Here is a 22,428-nt window from a genome sequence, read left to right as displayed (position 1 = left end):
TATTATGGATTTTGAAGTTATAAGTTCGTATATACCAAAGTACATAGAGGCATTTTGGCTCACAATCAGGATTGGCTGGATAGGAATTGCCCTTTCGATTGTCATTGGCATTTTTACCGCATTTGTACTGCATTTTAAAGTGCCGGTGTTGTCTGCTGTTTCCAAGGTATATGTTGAACTTTTTAGAAATACACCGCTTCTTGTACAGTTATTTTTTATTTACTTTGCGTTACCCAAGATTGGAATCTCTGTTAAAGCAGATACCTGCGGCGCAGTGGGACTTGGACTTTTGGGCGGAAGTTACATGTCGGAAGTGTTTAGAAGCGGACTTGATGGAGTGGCTGCTTCACAAACAGAAAGCGCGCTGGCGCTTGGACTTAGTAAAAGACAGTTGTTTTTTTACGTTATTTTTCCGCAGGCATTATCACTAAGTGTTCCCGGAGTTGTTGCAAATGTGATTTTTCTTTTAAAAGAGACAAGCGTTTTTTCAGCAATAAGCCTCATGGACCTTATGTTTACAGCAAAAGACCTTATAGGGCTTTACTACAATACGACAGAAGCGCTGTTTTTGCTGGTGGTGTTTTATATAATCATGCTTCTTCCTGTGTCAGTTCTTGGAAGCATAATTGAGAAGAAATTGGTAGTGTTTGGACACTAAACCATAATTCGCATTCATTGTTGCATGAAACCGCAGTGTAGTGCGCATTTCTGAAATATCATTCGATAATTCATATAATATTGGAGTTTTGAATAATGGGACTTGAGGTTTTACTTAAAGGTAACAATTTTATAAGACTTCTATTGGGACTTTCGGTAGCTCTTAAAATAAGCCTTGTTTCAGTGGTGATAAGCATTGTACTTGGCGTTGTGCTTGGAATTTTGATGGCACTTAAGAATCCTGTGATAACAGTAGTTTCAAGAGTTTATCTTGAGATAGTAAGGATAATGCCACAGATGGTGCTTTTATTTATTGTTTATTTCGGAAGCACAAAGGCGCTTTTAATCAATTTATCTGCAGAGGCTGCATCAATCATAGTCTTTTCATTTTGGGGAACTGCTGAAATGGCAGATCTTGTGAGAGGAGCCCTGGGAAGCATTCCGGTTATTCAATATGAGAGCAGCATGTCGCTGGGGCTTGATAAATTTCAGACATACCGATATGTGATAGTTCCGCAGATTATAAGGAGAATGATCCCGCTATCAATAAATCTCATTACCAGAATGATAAAGACAACCAGTCTTGTGATGATGATAGGTATAGTTGAAGTGTTAAAGGTTGGGCAGCAGATAATAGAAGCTAACAGAAAATCTTCACCCAATGCTGCTTTTGGAATATTTCTTGTGATATTTTTGATGTATTTTCTGGCGTGCTGGCCGATAAGCATGCTTTCAAGATATTTGGAAAAGAAGTGGGAGAACTGACATGGAAGAAATCTTAACTGTAAAGAATATAAGCAAAAGATATGAGGACATAACAGTTTTTCAGGACTTGAATCTTTCCGTAAAAAAAGGAGAAGTGGTTGTTATAGTTGGCCCGTCAGGCTGTGGAAAAAGTACTTTTTTACGCTGCCTAAATGCTCTTGAGGATATACAGGATGGAGAAATTTTGCTTGATGGCGAGGTTGTTAATTCAGGAAATAAGGATCTTAGTAAAATACGTGAAAAGATAGGGATGGTTTTTCAAAGTTATGATCTTTTTCCGCATCTTACTGTTCTGCAAAATCTTATGCTTGCGCCGACCAAGGTAAAAAAGCGTGACAAAAAGGAAGTACAAAAAGAAGCATTAGAGCTTCTTGAAAGAGTAGGTCTTTTGTCTAAGAAGGATAATTATCCGAGGCAGCTGTCGGGAGGTCAGAAGCAGAGAGTTGCCATAGTCAGGGCTCTTATAATGCATCCTGAGATTTTGCTTCTTGATGAGATTACAGCGGCTCTTGACCCTGAGATGGTAAAAGAGGTGTTGGATGTGGTTCTTTCTCTTGCAAAGGAAGGAAGAACAATGCTCATAGTAACCCATGAAATGCAGTTTGCCCGCGCGGTCTCTGACAGAATGATATTTATAGATGGCGGGAAGATTGTTGAAGAGGGGGCGCCAAAGGAGTTCTTTGAAAATCCCAAGACGGAGAGACTAAAGAAATTCTTGCAGACGTTTACTTATGGAGATTAAATGCCAAGATTGTTCCAGGGTTTTTAGCCTGTGGACAATGGGGAAGGCAGAGAACGAAGGCTGCTAATGATGCTTGAAAGGGGATAAAATGAGGGTTTCGACAAGAGTAGAGTATGGTGTTATTGCACTTGCGGATATAGCTATGAATTCAGAAAAAGGTGAGAGCGTCTCTACGCTTGAAATTGCGCAAAGACAGGGGATATCTAAAAAGTATTTGGAACTGATATTGCCGCTTCTTCGTCAGGCAGGGCTCATCAAAGCTCAAAAGGGAAAGACAGGTGGGTATACGCTTAATAAGTCAGAGAGTGAAATAACAGTTGCGGATGTGATAAATGCTCTGGATACAACTGTTTTAGAAGAAATGGAATCCTCTGATAGTAGCGGTTCACTTAGAGATGCTGTGGATTTTTGCCTGTGGGGAAAGATAAATTCATTCATGTCTGATTTTGCAACGAATATGACGCTTGAAGATTTTTTGCAGCATTGCAGGGAAAGAATGTCAAGTGGTTGGGATATGTATGTGATCTAAGGAAGATGTGATACAAGTATATAAATGTTCAAATAAAAGTCTTGCTATATAAGGAAATGTATAGTAGACTTTTTTAGTATGCTGATTTAATGAGTTAAAGTATTAACGCGATAATGAAAACAAATAGTTATCTTCATTTTCGTTTTCCATAGAATTTCCTTATTGCAGACTATAAAATCAATTATATTTTCAAAACAGTAGGTGGATGCTAACATTAGTAACATCATATATATAAAACCTATTTACCTATGCGGAGGATAGAAGTTATGAAAAAACATTTATTATTGCTATCGTTACTAATTGTTACAGCACTTGCTCTTGCAGGCTGCGGAAGTGCAAATGCAAAAGAGCCAAAAGAAACAGTGAAGATTGCGTATCTTCCAATAACCCATTCACTTGCAGCATTAGAGGAAGCAGATGAATTTGAGGGAAATGACCAGATAGGAATTGAACTTGTTAAGTATGGTTCATGGCCGGAGCTTTTAGATGCACTTAATTCAGGACAGGTAGATGGAGCATCAGTTCTTATTGAGCTTGCGATGAAGTCGAAGGCTGAGGGTGTTGGAATCAAGGCAGTTGCACTTGGACATAAGGATGGAAATGTTATTGTTGTTTCAAATGATGTTAAAGATGGGGCGGATTTAAAGGGAAGAACAATTGCGATTCCTCATCGCCAGTCCTCACATAACATTCTTGTCAATGATGCCCTTTCAAGGAATGGTCTTACTACCTCTGATATCAATGTAGTTGAGCTTGCTCCTACAGAAATGCCATCTGCTCTTGCAGCAGGAACGATTGATGGTTACTGTGTGGCTGAACCTTTTGGCGCTATGGGAGTTTCAATCGGTGCAGGAAAAGTTCTTTATACTTCGGAAGAACTTTGGGAAAACTCAGTTTGCTGCGCTCTTGTACTGACAGATAAGTTTATTGAGAATCATCCTGATACCGCAAAGGCTTTTGTAGAAGGGTATAAAACAGCAGGAAATAATCTTGATCCTGAGACAACCAAAGCTGTTGCCAAGAAATATCTGAATCAGAAAGATGAAGAAGTATTGGATATTTCTCTTAAATGGATTTCTTATGATGATCTTGCAATTACTGAAGAGCAGTACAATGAGTTGGCTAAGAAGGTTAAGGCTTATGGATTATCCGATAATCCACCGGCATATGCTGATTTTGTAATAAACGATTTTTAAAAAATATATCCACAAAGGGACAATAATACCATGAAGAAACTAGCATCAATTAGATATGTGATCGTATCAATCTTAATCCTGATAGCTATATGGCAGCTTGCCTTTACTGTAAGCACCTACAGCCCTGCGCTGTTTCCTTCGCCATTTATGGCTTTGCAGGCGCTTGTTGAAATGATACAGGATGGAACACTGATCGCATCCATTGGTGCCAGTATGTACAGATTTGTGATCGGATATGGGCTATCGGTGATCATAGCGGTATTTCTTGGATTGATTCTTGGGAGTCTTCCTAAAGTTTTTAACTATGTAAATCCAACTTTGCAGCTTTTAAGACCGATATCTCCTACAGCATGGATGCCCTTTGTGGTTTTGCTTTTTGGAATTGGAAATCTTCCTGCGATAGTTATCATTTTTATTTCAGCTTTTTTTCCGGTTCTGTTATCAACCGTTTCCGCAGTGAACAAAATCGATGATATTTATTTCAGAGTGTCTGATAATTTTGGAATAAAGCAGCCGGCTTTAATGTGGAAAGTGATACTGCCTGCTGCATTTCCGCAGATTGCAAATGCAATACACCTGGCACTTGGAAGTGCGTGGATATTCCTTGTGGCTGGCGAGATGGTGGGCGCTCAGTCAGGACTTGGATACCAGATCATTGATGCGAGAAACAATATTAGGGCAGACATCCTTTTGGCTACTATCTTTGTGATTGGCTTTATTGGACTGCTTCTTGATTTTTTGATCGGACTTTTGGAAAAGAGAATTCTAAGAGCTTGGGGAGGTGAAAACTGATGTCATATATTCACATAGAAAATGCCGGAAAAACATTCAGTGAAAATGGCGTGGAGTTCACATCCTTAGCAAATGTAAACCTTGATATTGAAAAGGGTGAGTTTATCTGCCTTTTGGGGCCATCAGGGTGCGGGAAGAGTACTCTTTTAAATGCTATTGCAGGGTTTGATCTTGCAAATCATGGCAGTATCAAGATTGATGGAAAAGAGGTTACAGCGCCAAGTACCAAGAACGTTACCATTTTCCAGAACTACGGACTATTGCCATGGCGCACTGTTATTAAAAATGTTGAGCTTGGACTTGAAGCAAAGGTTAAAGATAAGGCTGCGCGAAGAGAACAGGCAGTGAAATATTTGAAAATGGTGAAGCTTGATAACTTTGCCAATAGTTTTCCAAGGCAGCTCTCAGGAGGAATGAAGCAGAGAGTTGCAATTGCAAGAGCGCTTGCGGTTGAACCTGATATTATTTTCATGGATGAGCCATTTGGAGCGCTTGATGCAATTACCAGAATGAAGCTTCAGGATGACATTCTGGATATTTGTAAGAATGAAAAGAAAACGATCATATTTGTTACCCATGATATAGAAGAAGCAGTTTATCTTGCAGACAGGATTGTTGTGATGACACCTAATCCCGGTACAGTAAAGGGAATTATTACAGTTCCGCTTCATCATTTCAGGGACAGGACAAGCGGAGATTTTTTGCTTGTTAGAGATAAGATATTTGACCTTCTGAATATGAAGATAGAGGAAACTATTGAATACACAATTTGATGATTTCTAAATGTACATAGAATTGTGACGCGCATTGCGCGAAACAATCTGTGACATCGTTATAGTTGTAATAAATAAAAATAATTTAGGGGAGAATTGTTAGTATGAGTCACTCACACAATCACATTGATGATCATGAGCATGACCATGAACATGGTCATTCACATGGTCACAAAGGGCTGGAGCATATCCATTCCCACAGAAATCTTATTGGGTTTGATGAGCATGGAATTCCGACAGTAACGCTCAAAGCCAGTGATCACGGCGGTGATAGCAGTCCGGAAGATTTTACCAAAGATTATATGAATGCTGTTTCAGAATATAGAAAGACATTTCCTTCAAAGCAGGATGTGATAGAACAAACGCCTGATCCGGCAGTCAGAGAGATGCTTCTTCGCATGGAACAGCTTGGAATTGACACAACTTTTGACCGTTTTGATGCTCAAAAGCCCCAGTGTAATTTTGGACTTAGCGGAACCTGTTGTAAGATCTGCAATATGGGACCCTGCCGTATTACTGCGAAAGCACCGAAGGGTGTATGCGGCGCAGACGCAGACTTGATTGTTGCAAGAAATCTTCTTCGCTCAGCAGCTGCGGGAGCTTCACAGCATGGAATGCATGCAAGAGAAGTCATGCTTGCGCTTAAAAAAGTTGCAGAGGGAGAGCTTGATATACCAATTTTAGGTGAGCAAAAAATAAGAAGCACTGCGCAGGCTTTTGGGATAAAAGAGAAAAATCGACAGCTTAAGAATGTCGCTAAAGATCTTGCTGATGTACTTCTTGAGGATTTATCAAGAACTGTTCCTGGTGAGTATAAGACAATCAAGGCCTGTGCACTCCCGGAAAGACAAAAGACCTGGGAAGAGTTGGATATCCTTCCAATCAGTGCTTATCATGAGGTTTTTGAAGCATATCACAAGAGTGGCTGCGCAACAGATGGCGACTGGAAAAGCATAATGCAGCAGTTCTTGCGCTGCGGACTAGCGTTTACTTTCTCAGGAGTTGTAGGAGCAAGCCTTGCTACTGATGCTTTATTTGGAGTTGGTGACAGAGTTACGTCAAAGGTAAATATCGGTGCACTTGAAAAAGGCTATGTTAATATAGCTGTTCATGGACATCTTCCACTTCTTGTCAGTCAGATTGTGGCAGCAGGTAAGAGAGAAGACCTTATTTCCCTGGCAAAAGAGAAAGGTGCAAAGGGAATCAGATTTTATGGTATTTGCTGTTCGGGACTTTCTGCCATGTATCGTGATAGTGGTGTTATTCCTCTTTCAAATGCGGTATCAGCAGAACTTGTTCTTGGAACAGGCGCACTGGATCTGTGGGTTGCTGATGTGCAGGATGTTTTTCCTTCAATTATGGATGTTGCGCATTGCTTTAAGACTGTGGTTGTTACCACCAGTGAATCAGCTCGCCTTCCCGGCGCGGAGCGCTATGAATATGACCATCATCACAGCAACTTAAGCCAAACTCAGGAACTTGCAGAAAAGATAGTCCGCCGTGCGATTGAAAGCTTTGAAAACAGGAAAGGAATCCCTGTTTACATTCCTCCATATGAGGTTGAGGCAGAAGTTGGATTTTCTGTTGAGTATATCCACAAGAGATTTGGAAGCATGAAACCTTTGGCAGAAGCCATAAAATCAGGCCAGATACTTGGCATTGTAAACATGGTTGGCTGCAACAATCCAAAGGTTCTCTATGAAAAGTGCATTATAGATGTTGCAGATGTACTTCTTAAGAACAATGTTCTTATCATCACAAATGGCTGCGCATCCTTCCCTCTTATGAAACTGGGTTACTGCGCAATTTCGGGAAAAGAAAAAGCAGGCGAATCTCTGCGCGAATTCTTAGAGCCGGATCTTCCACCGGTATGGCATGTTGGTGAGTGTATTGATAACACCCGCTCAACAGGAATATTTGCCGGTGTAGCAGGCGTCCTTGGAAAAAATCTATATGAGCTTCCATTTGCCTTTGCTTCTCCCGAGTGGGGCAACGAAAAAGGCATAGATGCAGCCCTTGGCTTTAGACTTAACGGAATCAGTTCCTATCACTGCGTAGAGGCTCAGATTTATGGCTCAAAAAATGTTATTGAGTTTTTGAAATATGGAACTAAAGAACTCCTTGGCTCAACAATGAATGTTAATACAGACCCGGTAGCGCTTGGAAATCTCATCGTGGAAGATATGAAAGCTAAGCGCAAGGCATTAGGCTGGGAATAATAATCAAGTAAAAAACTACCGCAAGACAGAAAAACTGTCTTGCGGTAGTTTTGCGTTAAAGGATTTAAAGAAGCGTTTAAGGACTTTGGGGCGAATTGTATCTTCTTTTTAAGTATACTTTTTGTTATACGGTATCGTTGATATTAGCGATAATATCGAGAATAAAGCGCAAAGGCTAATGTTATGAAAAGAGGTATTGATTATTATGAAAAAGAATAAGCTATTTAAGGTTACGGGGATTATATTAGGTGTTGTAGCCGGAATCGCAATAATTGGTTCTGTTGCAATGGGCGCATTTGTCACGGATCAGATATTATATCAGAATAGGGAAAAAGATACTGTGGCTGCCAGTTTGAAACAGCTTGAAACCTGGGAATATGATGTTGATTCATTCTATTCAAAGTATAAGGGAAAAGACTTTGTTGCTACTGCTGAGGATGGAAACGAGGCTCCCGGAACTTATTTTGAAAATGGAAGCGATAAATGTGTTGTTTTAGTTCATGGCGCAGGAGGAGACAGGGTTTGTATGGTTCCTCTGGCGGAGCAGTATCTTGATGATGGTTATGATGTGATCATCTATGATCAAAGAGGACATGGAGCAAATCCTGATGAAAAGGTCACTTTTGGAATTCATGAATTGCGTGATGTTAAGGCTATGGTTGAATATGCAAGGCAGGACCTGGGCAAAGATAAAGTTTATGTTCATGGCCAGTCAATGGGAGGCCAGACAGTAGCTCTTTATGCATCCAGTGTAACACCGGGAACTGTTCAGGCAGCAGATGCAGTAATATGTGATAGCCCTGTTCCGGGAATGGAACTCTTACTAAGACTTATGTTTGGAGATGGAGAAGAAGGCGCTCATTCAGCGTTTACAAACTATCTTATTGATACAAGTAAGGCATATATGGGCTTAGTAAAAAAGATAAAGTATGATGACGGTGACACTATAAAGCTGGTTGCAAAAGATCAGCTTCCAACCATGATCATTGTTTCTGATAAAGATGAAGTCTGCCCACCCAAGTATGTTGAGCAGGTTTATGAAAATGTTGGAAGTGAGAAAAAAGAAATCATGCATGTAGACAGCGCACATGTAGAAGGCGTTATTGATGATGCAAAAGGTTACATGGAAGGCGTAGAACAGTTTTTGGATAATCTTTAATTCTTTGGTGTTTATCATGCTATCCATTTAAAAAGTTTAGAAGTCATTAATGGAGTTATTGATGAATTTTATTCAAACCATAATGTACTGTTAAATGGTAATATTCTTTTTTGTGAGGTAAAAATGGATAAGAACCAAAAAATGTTTGTATGCATGGGGGAAACTAGTAAGTATCAGAGTGTTTTTGCTGAGGTATTGGATGAATTTGTAAATGAGTTTACAAATGAACAAATAATTGGGGGGCATAAGGTTTTTTCACAAAAGGATATAGAAGCCGCGTGCGATGGCAAAAACGACGAATTAGATGATACTTTAAAAGAATCATCGATCATACTGTTTATTACAGAAGAAAAGGGCAGTGATATAGATGAAAATTTGAATGCCTTTTTTCAAAAAGTTTCAATTTGGTGTTATACGATGCCTATGGTTGGAAAGTTAGGAATTCTGGTTACTGTATGTAACGAAAAGAAATTGTTGATTACTTCTAACTATTTGGGGAAATTGCTATCATCCTGGGGAAGTGGCGTCATAGGAAAAATTGTTTTAAGAGATGGGATAGATACCAATAAGGATTTGGAAGAACAAATCAGACAAATAGCGGATAGAATAAAAGAAAAATGTGATAAAGGCGTCTTTAAGGTATCGGAAGCGCAGAAAGCCAATTTTGAAATCAATCAAAAGATAATAGGTAAATTAGAAGATACCAATGAGATCAAGCAATATTGGCAAAAGAATAGGTACTTGGAAGCAAAAGATTTTCAATGCCTATTTGATAGTAATTATGTAAGTTGATAAGGACTCGTTTTGGAAAGCATAACAGATGCAATTTACAAATATATCAAAGGCGGTAAAGACGAATCAAATGCATCAGATGTACAAAGGCTTGTTAATAGGTTTGAGCCAGAAGGCGCACAGGCAGTGATTTTGGCAGCGGGAGCGGATTTAAAAGAAGAAAGGAGCTTTGAGGATGAGCGATATCATATCGGTTAAGGGACTAAAGAAAAAATATGGAGATTTTCAGGCGGTAAAAGGAATCGATTTCTCTGTGAAAAAAGGTCAACTGTTTGCGTTCTTAGGACCAAACGGAGCAGGGAAATCAACTACCATTAATATGCTATGTACTTTGTTATCTCCGAGTGAAGGAGAAGTAACTATCAATGGTTATGATCTGAACAAAAAGCCGGAGAAAATTCGTGACAGTATAGGGGTTGTATTTCAGGACAGTCTTCTGGATCCAATACTTACTGTTAGAGAGAATTTAAGAGTAAGAGCAGGGTTTTATTACTCAGATAAGGCAGAGATAAATGAAGCTATTGAGAAAGCTGCGCAGGCAGCAGATATTGTTGATTTTATAGACAGACCTTACGGTAAGCTTTCCGGAGGACAGAGAAGAAGAGCGGATATTGCAAGAGCGCTTCTTAATACTCCCAAAATTCTTTTTTTGGATGAGCCAACGACAGGACTTGATCCTCAGACAAGAAAGAATGTATGGGAAACTGTCTTAAAACTCCAGAAGGAAAAAGATATGACGATCTTCCTTACTACACACTATATGGAAGAGTCTAAAGATGCTGATGAAGTAGTTATCATTGATGGTGGAAAGATTGCGGTTCAGGGAACACCTTTGGAGTTAAAAGAGAAATATAGTGCGGAAGTATTAAAGATATCTGCAAATGATGATGAAGGTATGGAAAAACTTCTTGAAGACTCTTCAGCAGATTACGAGAAAAACGGTCAGGCGTATTACGTCAAGTTAAAAAATACAAAGGATGCTATCCCGATACTTAATAAAGTTAATGATGTCCTTGATAGCTTTGAGGTACTTCACGGAACTATGGATGATGTGTTTTTAAATGTTACAGGTAAGGAGATAAGAGAATGAGAGGAATGTTAAAAAGAAATCTGAGTATTTATTTTCGAGACAAGACAGCAGTGTTTTTCTCTCTGTTTGGGGCTCTGCTTATAATTGTACTCTATGCACTTTTCCTTGGTGACACAATGACTGATTCAATTCAGATGGATATAAATGGAGCGTTCATCATGAATAGCTGGGTGATGGGAGGACTGATTGCTGCAGCTACTATGACAACAGGTATGGGAGCCTATGGTGTAATGGTAAATGATGAATCAAACAAAAACTATAGGGATTTCTATACATCTCCAGTTAAGAAATCTAAGATTATTGGTGCTTATATGCTTAACTCAATCGCAATTGGCGTAATCATGACACTTGTGACATTTGCACTTGCAGAGATATATATTGTTGCAAATGAAGGAGAATTGCTTACTACTGAGCAGGCACTTAAGGTAATCGGAGTTATCTTACTGACAGTTTTATCTTCAAGTTCTATTGTTGGATTTGTTTGTACATTTCTAAGATCATCCCAGGCTTTTTCAGGATGTTCAATCTTGATTGGCGCTTCAATCGGTTTCCTTGTTGGGGCATATGTTCCGATAGGCCATCTTCCTGACACAGTTCAAAAGGTAATGTCATTTCTTCCTTGTACACATTCTGCAGCACTTCTTAGGCAGATTATGACAGAAACTGCTATTGAAACAGGAATGAAAGACTATCCGGCGGAGTTTATTCAGGGATTTCGTGAAGAATTGGGGATCATTATTAAAATCGGTGATACCAAATGTACACCAGGTATCCATTTGGCATTTATCATTGGTTCAGCCGTTTTGTTTTATCTGTTATCACTTATTAGAATTACATTTTTCAAAAAGACAAAGTAAATGACAGGTTAAGGATATGGAATTGAATAAAAATACATAACAGCATTAAAAACTGTAGATTAAGGGCTATTACTTTTTAGATTTTTGATCTTCAAATAACTTGAAAAAAACGTAAAAAAATGTTACATATTGATTACGGATTTGGGTTATATTTGGAGGAATTTAGTTACATGTCAAAAACTATTATAGGGGTGTGTGATGATCAACGAGTGTCCGCCCTTATTTTACAGGAACAGATTGCTTCTTTGAAAAGCGAATTAAATGGCATACATTGGGAGATTAGAGTTTTTACATCTCCGTTTAAAATGCTAGAGGAAGTTAAAGATTTAAGTATTCTTTTTTTGGATATAGAAATGCCTGAATTGGATGGAATTGAGGCAGGAGAAAGAGTAAGAGAGCTGAATCCTTCATGTAAGATTATTTTGGCTACATCTCGTATAGATCGGTTTAAAGATGGTTTTCGAATTCATGCACTTCGCTTTATAACAAAACCATATGATAGAGATGAAATACGAGATGCTTTATGTGCTTCTCTGGACATGTCTGTTGGAGAACATACAGTAGAGATGTTTTTAAACAGAGTTTGCTATAAGGTTAAAGAAAAAGATATCAAATATATTCGAGCATTCAATGGTTATGTAGAAATAATTGCCGGAAAGGGTGTTTACAGAAAAGATACATCGCTTGATGCGTTGGAAGAAACGCTGGATAAGCGTTTGTTTTGTAGAATACATAGACAATATCTTGTTAATCTTAAGTATGTTGATTCGTATAAAAAAGATAGTGTTACTATTAAAAATGAAACGCTACCAATATCGAAGAGGCGTCAGACAGATTTTATGTGTCAGTATACAGAGTATGACCTTAATTACAGGTTAGGAGGCTGATGCATGATTCGGCTGATTGAATTGGAAGCTATCCTGTTTTTGGAATTGTGTAAATATTTTACAGGATATTTTATTAGTAAAAAAGAAATATCGATAAGACTAAAACGCTCATGGGCGATTATAGAAGCTATTTTGCTTCTTATCCCGGTAATTATCTATAAACTGGATAAGGGGTCAGATCTAGATGTTTATATGGTGCTTTATGTGAGTGTGATAATTGGATTTGTATGGATCATGGATGTGCCAATTCGGAGTAAGATATGGCAAACAATTATTCTGATTTTTTGTATAAGTTCAATTGATAGTGTGAATGGAAATATTATTGATAGACTAGGTGTGCTTACAGATGCTGAGTTTGAAATACAAACAATAGTCACTGATTTGTGCACTTTTTTTACTTTACTGGTCATATTTTTGATTAAGTATTTCATTAATAAGCTTTTTAAGGATAAAAGCGAGATCTTTTATAATGCATTTGCACAGAGTTCATTTATTATTTGCGGTTTTTTTCAATGCTTAAATGCTACTATCATTACAAGTGAGTTGTCAGACAAAAGAAGTTATTACATCATAGGTTTACTATCGTACCTCGGTGTTGCTTTTCTTGGAAGTCAGATATGGGTTGTTTTGGATATGAATACCCGAATGAAGGAATTGATAAAGGAAGAACGTATATTGCATTCTACTCAAAAGGAGTATTATCAATCTTTACTGGAAAGAGAAGATGAAACCAGGAAGTACCGGCATGATATGACGAATCATCTGATGGTAATGAATGCTCTTTTGAATGACAATAGTATTGACGATCTCAAAGAGTATCTTGGAAATCTTAAAGAAGAATTTGGAACACTACGGGCCAAACGCTATGTTACGGGAAATTCGGTCATAGATGCAATTTCAAATTATTATCTTCCTGTAGTTTATGATTTTGTCGATGTTAAAGTAAGAGGGAGTATACCTGTAGATGTAAAAGCTGATGAGGTTAGCATCTGTACGATATATTCAAATCTTGTAAAAAATGCTATAGAAGAATTGCAACGACTTAAAGAAAGTGGAACAAATAATTTGAAATTATTTATTGACTTTAAGGCTGGTGAAGAATTTTTTAGCATTAGCATCAAAAATACTATGCGCGAAAATGCGACATTTTTGGGAATAAACACCCCAACATCTAAGAATGATATTAGAAATCATGGAATTGGTCTTGGGAATATAAAGCGAACTGTAGAAAAAGAGCATGGAAGAATTAAAATTGAAAAAAAGGACAATATGTTTATTGCGGATGTAATATTGCCTATATAATTAAAAGCGGTAAAGTGATGATGATATCACCTTACCGGACTATGTAAAATAAAGTGCGTAAGTTAGTGGTTACTTAACTTACACACTTTATTTTACATAGTCATTTTTGCTGCTTAACTCCAATACACAAATAGATCCATATTTCCTTTAGAAAACTCCTGATACTCTTCATATTTTTCCCCACCTTTTAATATCCATCTTATTAAGCTATTTTTTCACCCATCAGTTTTATGTACACATCTTCAAGTGATGGTCTTACTACTCTGAAATCATCAATATAATCTTTTAGTTCTTTATCATCGAAGATCTTTGAAATTCCTGATACCAGATTCTCTTCTCTGATATATACAATTATCTTTTTTTCTAATAACTTGTAGGAATAGCCCTCTAATACATTTTCAACTACCTTCTCATCAACTTTTTCTTTTAATGTTATTTCTATTCTGATCTCATCCTGAACCTGCTTATGAAGACTTTCAGGAGTTCCTTTTTCAATTATCTTTCCTCTGGAAACAATAATTACCCTGTCTACTATTTCCTCAACTTCTGCCACATTGTGGGTAATGAGCAAAATCGAAGTTTCCTTTTCTTTCTGGATCTTTCTTAAAAAATTCCAAAACAGCACTTTCTTTTCCGGATCCAATCCTGTTGTAGGTTCATCCAGAATAAGGATTTTCGGATTGGCAACTACTGCACATGCAAGAGCAGCTGCCTGTTTTTTTCCACCGCTCAGGTTTTTTAACAGCTTTCTCATTTCTTTTTTCAAATCCAATTCCGCAGCAAGATATTCAATCTCGCGCTTAGTGTCCGCCTTGCTCATTTTCTTTAGTCTGGCAGAATAATAAATTGCATCATAAACAGTCAGATGATCCCAATGTTCAAATCTGCTTTGCATCATATAGCTAATTTCAGATAGCATTTTTGACTTACTACCGGTTTCTACACCATTGATCTCTATTTTTCCACTATCCGGAGAAACATAACCGATGATCTGCTTTATCAACGTGCTTTTCCCCGCTCCATTTGGTCCAAGAACTGCCAGTATCTCATTTTGCCCGAGGCTAAAGCTGATATTATCATTAGCACATACAACCCCATTCTTAGTAACATATTTCTTGCAAATGTTTTCAACATTTAATACCGGTGTCATAGCTCATACTCCTTTTTTTACTTTATGCTTTAAAGCAGCTCCGTGTTCTGATGTTCTTATTATCATGAAAATTTTGAACGTCAACAAGGGACAGAATTGGAAAATTAATTTTACAATTCTGTCCCTTGTTATTTTCAAAACGATTAAAAAGTCTTCTATGACAAAAACTGAATTATCATAGAAGACTTTTTGATTGTTGACGAGAGTATATAGTTCACTACTGATTTAGTAAATGAAAAGCATTATATATGAATATCTATTCCATCACACCTTCGAATCCGCGCCGGTTCTGTACAGCTTTCTGTATTCTGTCGGTGAGCATTTGTTGATGTCCTTGAACACGCGGTTGAAGGTTGAAAGGCTAAAGAAACCTGACTGGAGGGCAATGTCCATTACAGACAGATCTGTATCTCCCAGAAGTTCCTGAGCCATTAGTACGCGGCGCTTTGTGATGTACTGATAGCAGGAAATACCCATGTAAGATTTGAAGAGTCTTTCAAAATGAAACTTGGAGAAACCTGCAAGATCAGCTAACTGTTCAACTGTTAGGTCGTCTGAGCGGTGGGAGTCGATGTAGTTTGTGACTTCCACAAGTTTATCTATATTTTTGCGCTGTGAGTCGGCAGACTCTGCTTCAGCCGGAATGACATTAAGGTGCATGCTTCCAATCTGGGCAAGAATAAGCGAAACCAGTGAGTAAACAGATATCTGAAGGAATTCATCCTGCTGACCATAAAGCCTGTCGATTTCCCAGAAGTAATTCTGAAGTCTTGCGCTCTCAACAGGATATTCGCTCTGACGAATGTGAGTATAAGGAGGCAGAGTTTTAAGCAGCGGTACAAGTGATGAAACCTGTGAGTAGCCTGCAATATCAAAAAGAAGTATAAGTTTTTCTCCGCCCACGGATTCTGTAATGTATTCATGTAGTGTGCCCGGAGCAATCATGATTATGTCACCGGGAATACAGTCTATTACTGAAGAAGCGTCATTATGAAATTTTACTTTAAGTGAACCGGACAGGATAAGTATAAGTTCTACCTCGTTGTGCCAGTGCAGCGGATAATTTGCAAGGGCATTGTGGTAGAGCAGCACTCCCTTTAATGTATCATAAAAAATATGTTCTCTTGAATTGGCGTTAATATCATCAATCATAATGTAAAAATTCCTTTGAGAAAGTTAAGATGTTATGCTCGGACATGTACATAATTAACCCGATTGTTTACTTGGGGGATTCATATACATTGTTCAAAACCAACATCAAATAATAAGAATATGTCATAAATTGGTTAGACTATTTTTTTATAATATAATATGCTTTTTAAGGATTAGTATCGTTTACTTTATTATAAAAGGTAATAATCTCTTCCCCAGTTATTATTATGAGTTAGGAATATGTTGCATAGATGCAACCGCATTAGGTGTGAGAATCTCACTTGCGACATTCTTTTTTGCTCACAGTAACGATAGAACCATTCTAACATAAAATAGAAAATATGCGGAAAGGAATTGATCATGGAGGAAAGAAAGTGGTCAGGATTGTGGCTTAACAAAATCCTTGATAACAATATTGATAATAGTAAGTGTGTTGTAGAAATTTCAGATTTTGATTCTGATAATCGTGTTATTAAGACTTTGGGAAAAGAGCTTAAGAGAGCGCTTGCAGATAGGAATATAAAGGTAGACGTTAAGAAAAACGCATCTTTATCAAAAGAGGAATATCTTGTAAAGAGCGAAGGCACTTTTGAGGGGAAAGAAAGTCTTTTGGTAGAAGCTTCGGATGAAAACGGTGCCCTTTACGGTGCATTTCATATCATCAGAAGTGTGATAATGGGTGAGAATTTAGCAGAGCTTAATGTTAAAAAAGCTCCTTCAAACCCTCTTCGAATGATGAACCACTGGGATAACATGGATGGCAGCATTGAGCGTGGCTATTCGGGCAGATCATTCTTTTTCACCGGTGAAGAGATAATAATCAATGAAAGAACAGTTGACTATGCAAGATTTATGGCAAGTGTTGGAATAAACGGCGTAGTTATCAATAATGTAAATGTGAGAGGCGCAGCGACAGACCTTATCACAGATAGATACTTTGACAAATTATCTGAGCTTTCTGATATTTTTGCTGACTATGGAATTAAGCTTTACCTTTCACTTAACTTTGCTTCGCCTATTGAACTTGGCGGACTTGCAGTGTGTGACCCGCTTGATAAGGCAGTAATAACCTGGTGGGAGGGCAAGATAAAAGAAGTTTACGACAGACTTCCAAACCTTGGCGGATTCCTTGTAAAGGCAGACTCTGAGGGAAGACCTGGACCATTTACCTATGGCAGAACTCAGGCAGATGGCGCAAATATGCTTGGAGATGTTATAGCTCCTTATGGCGGAATTATCATCTGGAGATGCTTTGTTTACAACTGCACTCAGGACTGGCGCGATACCAAGACTGACAGAGCAAGAGCCGGTTATGATTATTTCAAAGATCTTGACGGACAGTATCATGATAATGTAATCCTCCAGATCAAGAACGGTCCTATGGACTTCCAGATAAGAGAGCCGATTTCACCTCTTCTTGGAGGACTTACCAGGACTAATCAGATGCTTGAGGTTCAGATTGCACAGGAATACACAGGACATCAGATCGATCTTTGCTATCTAATGCCTATGTTCAAGGAAATCCTTGGATTCAAGACCTATTGCCAGGTTGAGAATGACACTGTTGCTGATGTTGTGAGCGGAAGAGCTTTTGGCAATAAGCTTGCCGGTATGGCAGCAGTTATCAACACAGGTAATGACTTTAACTGGACAGGAAATGACCTTGCAGCAGCAAATCTTTATGGATTTGGAAGACTTGCCTTTGATACAGAACTTTCATCTGAGGAGATTGCAAGGGAATGGGTAAGACTTACCTTTAACCTGGAAAAAGAACTTGAGGACAAGCTTGTAGATATGCTTCTTAGATCAAGAGAAATCTATGAAAAGTATACAAGTCCTCTTGGAATTGGCTGGATGGTTACTCCTGCTGACCACTATGGACCAAGCGTTGACGGATATGAGTATTCAAGATGGGGGACATATCACAGAGCAGATCACCTTGGACTTGGAGTTGACAGAACAGATAAGGGAACCGGATATGCGCAGCAGTATTATGAGAAGAATGCAGTGATGTACAATGATCCCAAGACTTGCCCTGAGAATCTCCTTCTTTTCTTCCATCATATTAATTATGATTGGAAACTTAAGAGCGGACAGACACTTATCCAGTATATTTATGACAGCCATTTTGAGGGCTATGATGAGGCAAAAGAACTTGCAGCTTCATGGAAGAGTTTTGAAGGAAAAGTTCCGCAGAATACATACAACTGTGTATCTCACAGATTTGAGATGCAGGTTGCAAATGCCCGTGAGTGGTGCGATCAGGTGAACTCTTACTTCTATAGAAAGAGTGGAATTGAAGACCAGCAGCACAGGCCGATTTATTGATTTTACTTTGGCAGGACGTTTGCGAGCTGATACTGCTTGGGAGACATCCCAATCTGTTTGGAGAAGCGTCGGGAAAAACTTGAATAATTATTGTAACCTGCCATAAAACATACATCATAAGGAGAATAGTTCTGGAGTAATAGTTTTTGCGCCAGAACTATTTTTTTGGCATTAATGTAATGCTTGAGCGAATCGCCGGTGGCTTCGCTAAATACACGGCTTAGATGGTCACTGCTGTAATGCAGGTCTGAAGCCATTGTGTTAATTGTAATGTCTTCTGAAATGTGAGAGTCGATGTAATCAAATATGGTAGAGACAACCTGAGGCATAAGGCTGTTTTTCTTTTGCTGAGTTACAAGCGCGGAATATTTACAGGAAAGAAGTAGAAATTCCACTAAAAGAGCTTTGGACAAAACGGCATGTCCAAATTCTGTGCTTTCTATGCATTCCTGGAGTTTTTCGGCAATTTGAACAAATTCGGAAAGCCCTTCCTCCGGGATTCTAAGATGATTCATATTTGGAGAAACATCGCTTCTAAAAAGAGTAGAAAAGTCGGTTTCTTCATCACCAAGTTCTTTTAACGTTTCGTATTGAATATTGATAACGACACGTTCGTATCCGTTTATATCTTCCAGATCAAGCCCATGAAAAACCAGCGGACTTATAAAAAACATGTCACCCCGCTTCATCTTGACCATATCAGGCTCAATCATAATATTAACGTCTCCCCTCAAAAAGAATACAATCTCATATCCGTCATGGTTATGAACTGTTTTGATATCCGAAGGCGTAACCCTCGCAGTTTTGTGCTCACATATTATATCCCTGTCGATAAGACTATACGGACAATCCAGCGCTTTTCTCATACTTATTTAATCGCAATCCCCTCACTGTGCAATGTCTATAAATAAAATTTCACAAACTCATATACCTTTGTGCAATATTATATCGGAAAATGCAAAAATTATCTATCTTTTTGTGTATTTCTATATAAATCCTAGATTATATGATTTATATGGGGTTAGGAAAAATGTATTGGTAATCATTCATGTCAGGGAAGACTTGGGGAAGTCTGACATGAATGATTACATTGGGGGTTCAAGTGGCAAAAGTTTGCTTTGACAACAGGATAATGTTTACCTATGAAGCCAAAGCCTTTCCCGGAGTAAATAAGATAGCGGAGCTTGTTAGAGAAGATATTTTTTTGGTAACCGGATTTCGAGCAGGGGAGTATTCCAAAGGAAGCAAATGCAAAAATCTGGTTGTGTTTGGGACGGTGGACAAGAGCGATTTTCTTGAGGACTTGGATGAGCGAGGATTAGTGAAGCTATCTGATATTCGAGGTAAGTGGGAGAGTTATAGCTTTCAGGTGATTGATGATCCGATGGATGGAGTAGACCATGCCCTGGTTATTGCCGGAAGCGATAAGAGGGGAACAATCTACGGGTTGTTCCACCTTTCAGAACTTCTTGGGGTATCTCCCCTTGTTAACTGGAATCATGTTTTTCCCAGAAAAAGAAAAAATGTAACTTTGACAGATGAAGTCAATTTTGTAAGCAAAGAACCTTCAGTAAAATATAGAGGATTTTTTATAAACGATGAGTGGCCCGCTTTTGGAAATTGGGCAACGGAGCACTTTGGCGGAATAAATGCCAGGTGCTATGAGCGGATTTTTGAATTGCTGCTTAGGCTAAAAGGAAATTACCTCTGGCCTGCTATGTGGAGATCCAACTTCAGCATGGATGGTCCAGGACTTGAAAGCGCAAGACTCGCAGATGAATACGGAGTTGTGATGAGCACTTCTCACCATGAGCCGTGCATGAGAGCAGGAGAGGAATACGGTCTGCTAAGAGGTAAAGATTCAATCTATGGTGATGCCTGGGACTTTAGAGCTAACAAAGAAGGCGTAACCAGATTTTGGCGGGACGGCCTTGTAAGAAATAAACAGTTTGAAAATGTGATAACTCTCGGAATGAGAGGTGAAAGAGATTCGAGGATTTTAGGGGAAGATTCTACTCTTAAGGAGAATATAGATCTTCTTAGGGATGTACTTAAAACTCAGAATGGACTTATAAAAGAAATAATCGATGAAGATATGGATAAAGTTCCGAGACAGATAGTTCTTTTTACCGAAGTGGAAGAGTTCTTTTACGGAGATGAAAAGACAAAGGGACTTATGGATGATCCTGAGCTTGAGGGCGTGACTCTCATGCTTAGTGACAATAATTGTGGATACACCAGGACACTTCCAGGCGAAGAGATTAGAAGCCATAAGGGCGGTTTTGGGATGTATTATCACATGGATATGCACGGAGGGCCGTACTCCTATCAATGGATTGGAGGCACATATCTTCCAAGAGTATGGGAGCAGATGACACAGGCGTATGAGTTTGGCGTCCGAGAGATTTGGGTTACGAACGTTGGTGATATTGGAACTCAGGAATTTGGGCTTTCGTTCTTTCTTGATCTTGCTTATGACATTGATAAGTGGGGTGGTGATGATTGCGGAATCACACTTGAATATACCAAACAGTGGGTTGACAGACAGTTTGGCGCGATGATGACACAATCTCTGCGAAATAAAGTTGTCAGGATGATGTGGGATTATACAGGACTTTTGGAAAAAAGACGTCATGAGATAATGAATGCTCATGTATATCATCCGCTTCATTTCGGAGAAGCACAGCAGGTTTTAGATACATCTGAAGAAATATTGAGGGATGCCGCCTGCTTGAAAAAGAAAATAGAAGAAAAAGATTTATCGGCGTTTATATCTCTTTTATATTATCCGGCATGCGGAACTGCGAATCTGATGAAGATGTGGATCCTTGCAGGCAGAAATGAACTATTCGCAAAGCAGAACAGGATTGAAGCAAATGAGCTTGCGGCTTTGATAGATTCCTGTGTAAAAGAGGATGCAGCGCTTATTGATGAGTATGAGACAGTTGATAATGGCTATTACAAAGGGTTTGGTCGTTCGGAGCATATTGGATTTGTGAATTGGAACGACGAGGATAATAAATATCCTTTAAGGCATCTTGTCTATGGCGCAAACAGTCCAAGAATGCTTGTTTCAAGAAAAGATGATGAGAATTACATGACAGGCCTTGAGTGGTGTGATAAGAAACAGACCTGGAAGGATATGTTAAGACCTGATGTGGATTCCATCGAGTTTGATCTTATAAATGGAAGTGATAAACCATTTGAGTATAAGATCACAACTGATTGCAGATGGATGTCTTTTAGCAAGACTGAAGGCGAAGTAAAGGTAACAGAGCGAATAAAACTTGTTGCAGATAAGGCTCTTTTGAAGGAAAAGATAACAGGAACATTTACTGTAGAATGTATCGGATATAGCAAGGTGACAGTCTCTGTTGAGGCTTCACCGCAAAAAACTGAAAATGTAAAAAAATCTGTGGATAATGAGTATTTGTTTGCAGAAAACGATGGATATATCTGTATGGAGGCTGAGCATTTCAGTGGCAAGAAAGATACTCCTAAAGGGCAGTTTAAAGTTCTTTTACCATATGGAAGAAGTGGAAGCGCCATAAGAGTGTTTCCTGCGACGGCAGATTTTGTAGATGAAAAAGAAAGGCCATTTACAGAATACCGGTTCATTGCTGAAGCTGATGACGATTACAGAGTATGCTTTGAACTGGCGCCTACGACGCCGACAGTTTTTGAGAGAAAGCATTATATCGGATATTCAATTAATAATGAAGATATACAAGTGGTCAATACAGTAAAACAGCCTGAAATACCTTTTTTCTTAAGTGCTCAGTGGGAAGAGGAATGTAAGGATAACGTAAAAAAAGTAGAAGAAACCATCCATTGCGTCAAGGGTGTGAATGTTCTTAAGTTTTATGGGATGAGCCCGGCAATTGTTCTTGAAAGAATAATTATAAGAAGAAATGATACGGAAATACCAGAATCTTACCTGGGACCGAAAGAGAGTTTCTATTATTGAGAAATGAATGAGATGTATCTTTGTGGATAAACTATCATAAGTAATTTTTGATGTGGCTTGTGATGGCAAAG

20 protein-coding genes are annotated in these 22,428 nt (G+C 38.6%); 17 read left to right on the top strand and 3 right to left on the bottom strand.

Annotation, left to right across the window (positions count from 1 at the left end; genetic code table 11):
- Positions 1 to 4: 4 nt before the first annotated feature.
- The 15 genes from BM086_RS08770 (at position 5) to BM086_RS08700 (ending at position 13,760) form a co-directional block, all read left to right on the top strand.
- Positions 5 to 658 (top strand): amino acid ABC transporter permease, encoded by a 654-nt coding sequence (locus BM086_RS08770; RefSeq protein ID WP_092325644.1) that lies wholly within the window; start codon positions 5 to 7, stop codon positions 656 to 658.
- A gap of 95 nt (positions 659 to 753) precedes the next feature.
- Positions 754 to 1,422, top strand: coding sequence for an amino acid ABC transporter permease (locus tag BM086_RS08765; RefSeq protein WP_092325643.1), 669 nt, complete (start codon positions 754 to 756; stop codon positions 1,420 to 1,422).
- A 1-nt stretch (position 1,423) separates the two neighbouring features.
- Positions 1,424 to 2,164: an amino acid ABC transporter ATP-binding protein gene (locus BM086_RS08760; RefSeq protein ID WP_092325642.1), complete on the top strand. Its 741-nt coding sequence runs from the start codon at positions 1,424 to 1,426 to the stop codon at positions 2,162 to 2,164.
- Between the two features lie 88 nt (positions 2,165 to 2,252).
- Entirely contained in the window at positions 2,253 to 2,693 is a 441-nt protein-coding gene (locus BM086_RS08755; RefSeq protein WP_092325641.1) for an RrF2 family transcriptional regulator, read from the top strand.
- Positions 2,694 to 2,959: 266 nt separating this feature from the next.
- Complete coding sequence (locus BM086_RS08750; protein ID WP_092325640.1) at positions 2,960 to 3,889, top strand: ABC transporter substrate-binding protein; 930 nt, start codon at positions 2,960 to 2,962, stop codon at positions 3,887 to 3,889.
- A 30-nt stretch (positions 3,890 to 3,919) separates the two neighbouring features.
- Positions 3,920 to 4,681 carry an ABC transporter permease gene (locus BM086_RS08745; protein WP_092325639.1) on the top strand — a complete coding sequence of 254 codons (762 nt, stop codon included), beginning with the start codon at positions 3,920 to 3,922 and terminating at the stop codon, positions 4,679 to 4,681.
- The gene (locus tag BM086_RS08740; protein WP_092325638.1) at positions 4,681 to 5,454 is read left to right on the top strand and encodes an ABC transporter ATP-binding protein; all 774 of its coding nucleotides are present in this window, start codon (positions 4,681 to 4,683) and stop codon (positions 5,452 to 5,454) included. The genes BM086_RS08745 and BM086_RS08740 overlap by 1 nt, the downstream gene beginning before the upstream one ends.
- Positions 5,455 to 5,558: 104 nt before the next feature.
- Positions 5,559 to 7,673 (top strand): anaerobic carbon-monoxide dehydrogenase catalytic subunit, encoded by a 2,115-nt coding sequence (gene cooS / locus BM086_RS08735; protein ID WP_092325637.1) that lies wholly within the window; start codon positions 5,559 to 5,561, stop codon positions 7,671 to 7,673.
- Between the two features lie 205 nt (positions 7,674 to 7,878).
- The gene (locus BM086_RS08730) at positions 7,879 to 8,832 is read left to right on the top strand and encodes an alpha/beta hydrolase (protein WP_092325636.1); all 954 of its coding nucleotides are present in this window, start codon (positions 7,879 to 7,881) and stop codon (positions 8,830 to 8,832) included.
- Between the two features lie 123 nt (positions 8,833 to 8,955).
- A complete protein-coding gene (locus BM086_RS08725; RefSeq protein ID WP_092325635.1) occupies positions 8,956 to 9,624 on the top strand; it encodes a hypothetical protein in 669 nt (222 codons plus the stop codon).
- Positions 9,625 to 9,636: 12 nt separating this feature from the next.
- Positions 9,637 to 9,822 carry a hypothetical protein gene (locus BM086_RS08720; RefSeq protein WP_092325634.1) on the top strand — a complete coding sequence of 62 codons (186 nt, stop codon included), beginning with the start codon at positions 9,637 to 9,639 and terminating at the stop codon, positions 9,820 to 9,822.
- Positions 9,800 to 10,714, top strand: a complete 915-nt coding sequence (locus BM086_RS08715; protein WP_092325633.1) for an ABC transporter ATP-binding protein — start codon at positions 9,800 to 9,802, stop codon at positions 10,712 to 10,714. The genes BM086_RS08720 and BM086_RS08715 overlap by 23 nt, the downstream gene beginning before the upstream one ends.
- Positions 10,711 to 11,571: an ABC transporter permease gene (locus BM086_RS08710; RefSeq protein ID WP_092325632.1), complete on the top strand. Its 861-nt coding sequence runs from the start codon at positions 10,711 to 10,713 to the stop codon at positions 11,569 to 11,571. Before BM086_RS08715 ends, BM086_RS08710 begins: the two co-directional genes overlap by 4 nt.
- A gap of 170 nt (positions 11,572 to 11,741) precedes the next feature.
- Entirely contained in the window at positions 11,742 to 12,458 is a 717-nt protein-coding gene (locus BM086_RS08705) for a LytR/AlgR family response regulator transcription factor (RefSeq protein ID WP_175560174.1), read from the top strand.
- A gap of 3 nt (positions 12,459 to 12,461) precedes the next feature.
- Positions 12,462 to 13,760, top strand: coding sequence for a GHKL domain-containing protein (locus BM086_RS08700; RefSeq protein ID WP_092325630.1), 1,299 nt, complete (start codon positions 12,462 to 12,464; stop codon positions 13,758 to 13,760).
- 202 nt (positions 13,761 to 13,962) lie between these two features.
- On the opposite strand, the gene BM086_RS08695 is transcribed toward BM086_RS08700, so the two are convergent.
- Both BM086_RS08695 and BM086_RS08690 read right to left on the bottom strand, forming a co-directional pair.
- A complete protein-coding gene (locus BM086_RS08695) occupies positions 13,963 to 14,910 on the bottom strand; it encodes an ABC transporter ATP-binding protein (RefSeq protein WP_092325629.1) in 948 nt (315 codons plus the stop codon).
- A 264-nt stretch (positions 14,911 to 15,174) separates the two neighbouring features.
- Complete coding sequence (locus BM086_RS08690) at positions 15,175 to 16,062, bottom strand: AraC family transcriptional regulator (RefSeq protein ID WP_092325628.1); 888 nt, start codon at positions 16,060 to 16,062, stop codon at positions 15,175 to 15,177.
- 360 nt (positions 16,063 to 16,422) lie between these two features.
- On the opposite strand from BM086_RS08690, the gene BM086_RS08685 reads away from it, so the two are divergent.
- On the top strand, positions 16,423 to 18,390 hold the full coding sequence (locus tag BM086_RS08685; protein WP_092325627.1) for an alpha-glucuronidase: 1,968 nt from the start codon (positions 16,423 to 16,425) through the stop codon (positions 18,388 to 18,390).
- 2 nt (positions 18,391 to 18,392) lie between these two features.
- On the opposite strand, the gene BM086_RS08680 is transcribed toward BM086_RS08685, so the two are convergent.
- Positions 18,393 to 19,256 (bottom strand): AraC family transcriptional regulator, encoded by an 864-nt coding sequence (locus BM086_RS08680; protein WP_092325626.1) that lies wholly within the window; start codon positions 19,254 to 19,256, stop codon positions 18,393 to 18,395.
- Positions 19,257 to 19,492: 236 nt separating this feature from the next.
- Here BM086_RS08680 and BM086_RS08675 point away from each other — a divergent pair, with 236 nt between their 5' ends.
- Positions 19,493 to 22,357, top strand: coding sequence for a glycosyl hydrolase 115 family protein (locus BM086_RS08675; protein WP_207650975.1), 2,865 nt, complete (start codon positions 19,493 to 19,495; stop codon positions 22,355 to 22,357).
- Positions 22,358 to 22,428 lie beyond the last annotated feature (71 nt).

Source organism: Butyrivibrio sp. YAB3001 (assembly GCF_900112195.1).
Taxonomy (GTDB): Bacteria; Bacillota; Clostridia; order Lachnospirales; family Lachnospiraceae; genus Butyrivibrio.
This window is presented reverse-complemented; position numbering and strand designations above follow the sequence as displayed.

Bases quoted from the DNA above. Each gene is read 5' to 3' on its own strand.
- BM086_RS08770 (WP_092325644.1), top strand. From the start codon at position 5: ATGGATTTTGAAGTTATAAGTTCGTATATACCAAAGTACATAGAGGCA.
- BM086_RS08765 (WP_092325643.1), top strand. From the start codon at position 754: ATGGGACTTGAGGTTTTACTTAAAGGTAACAATTTTATAAGACTTCTA.
- BM086_RS08760 (WP_092325642.1), top strand. From the start codon at position 1,424: ATGGAAGAAATCTTAACTGTAAAGAATATAAGCAAAAGATATGAGGAC.
- BM086_RS08755 (WP_092325641.1), top strand. From the start codon at position 2,253: ATGAGGGTTTCGACAAGAGTAGAGTATGGTGTTATTGCACTTGCGGAT.
- BM086_RS08750 (WP_092325640.1), top strand. From the start codon at position 2,960: ATGAAAAAACATTTATTATTGCTATCGTTACTAATTGTTACAGCACTT.
- BM086_RS08745 (WP_092325639.1), top strand. From the start codon at position 3,920: ATGAAGAAACTAGCATCAATTAGATATGTGATCGTATCAATCTTAATC.
- BM086_RS08740 (WP_092325638.1), top strand. From the start codon at position 4,681: ATGTCATATATTCACATAGAAAATGCCGGAAAAACATTCAGTGAAAAT.
- cooS (WP_092325637.1), top strand. From the start codon at position 5,559: ATGAGTCACTCACACAATCACATTGATGATCATGAGCATGACCATGAA.
- BM086_RS08730 (WP_092325636.1), top strand. From the start codon at position 7,879: ATGAAAAAGAATAAGCTATTTAAGGTTACGGGGATTATATTAGGTGTT.
- BM086_RS08725 (WP_092325635.1), top strand. From the start codon at position 8,956: ATGGATAAGAACCAAAAAATGTTTGTATGCATGGGGGAAACTAGTAAG.
- BM086_RS08715 (WP_092325633.1), top strand. From the start codon at position 9,800: ATGAGCGATATCATATCGGTTAAGGGACTAAAGAAAAAATATGGAGAT.
- BM086_RS08710 (WP_092325632.1), top strand. From the start codon at position 10,711: ATGAGAGGAATGTTAAAAAGAAATCTGAGTATTTATTTTCGAGACAAG.
- BM086_RS08705 (WP_175560174.1), top strand. From the start codon at position 11,742: ATGTCAAAAACTATTATAGGGGTGTGTGATGATCAACGAGTGTCCGCC.
- BM086_RS08700 (WP_092325630.1), top strand. From the start codon at position 12,462: ATGATTCGGCTGATTGAATTGGAAGCTATCCTGTTTTTGGAATTGTGT.
- BM086_RS08695 (WP_092325629.1), bottom strand. From the start codon at position 14,910: ATGACACCGGTATTAAATGTTGAAAACATTTGCAAGAAATATGTTACT.
- BM086_RS08690 (WP_092325628.1), bottom strand. From the start codon at position 16,062: ATGATTGATGATATTAACGCCAATTCAAGAGAACATATTTTTTATGAT.
- BM086_RS08685 (WP_092325627.1), top strand. From the start codon at position 16,423: ATGGAGGAAAGAAAGTGGTCAGGATTGTGGCTTAACAAAATCCTTGAT.
- BM086_RS08680 (WP_092325626.1), bottom strand. From the start codon at position 19,256: ATGAGAAAAGCGCTGGATTGTCCGTATAGTCTTATCGACAGGGATATA.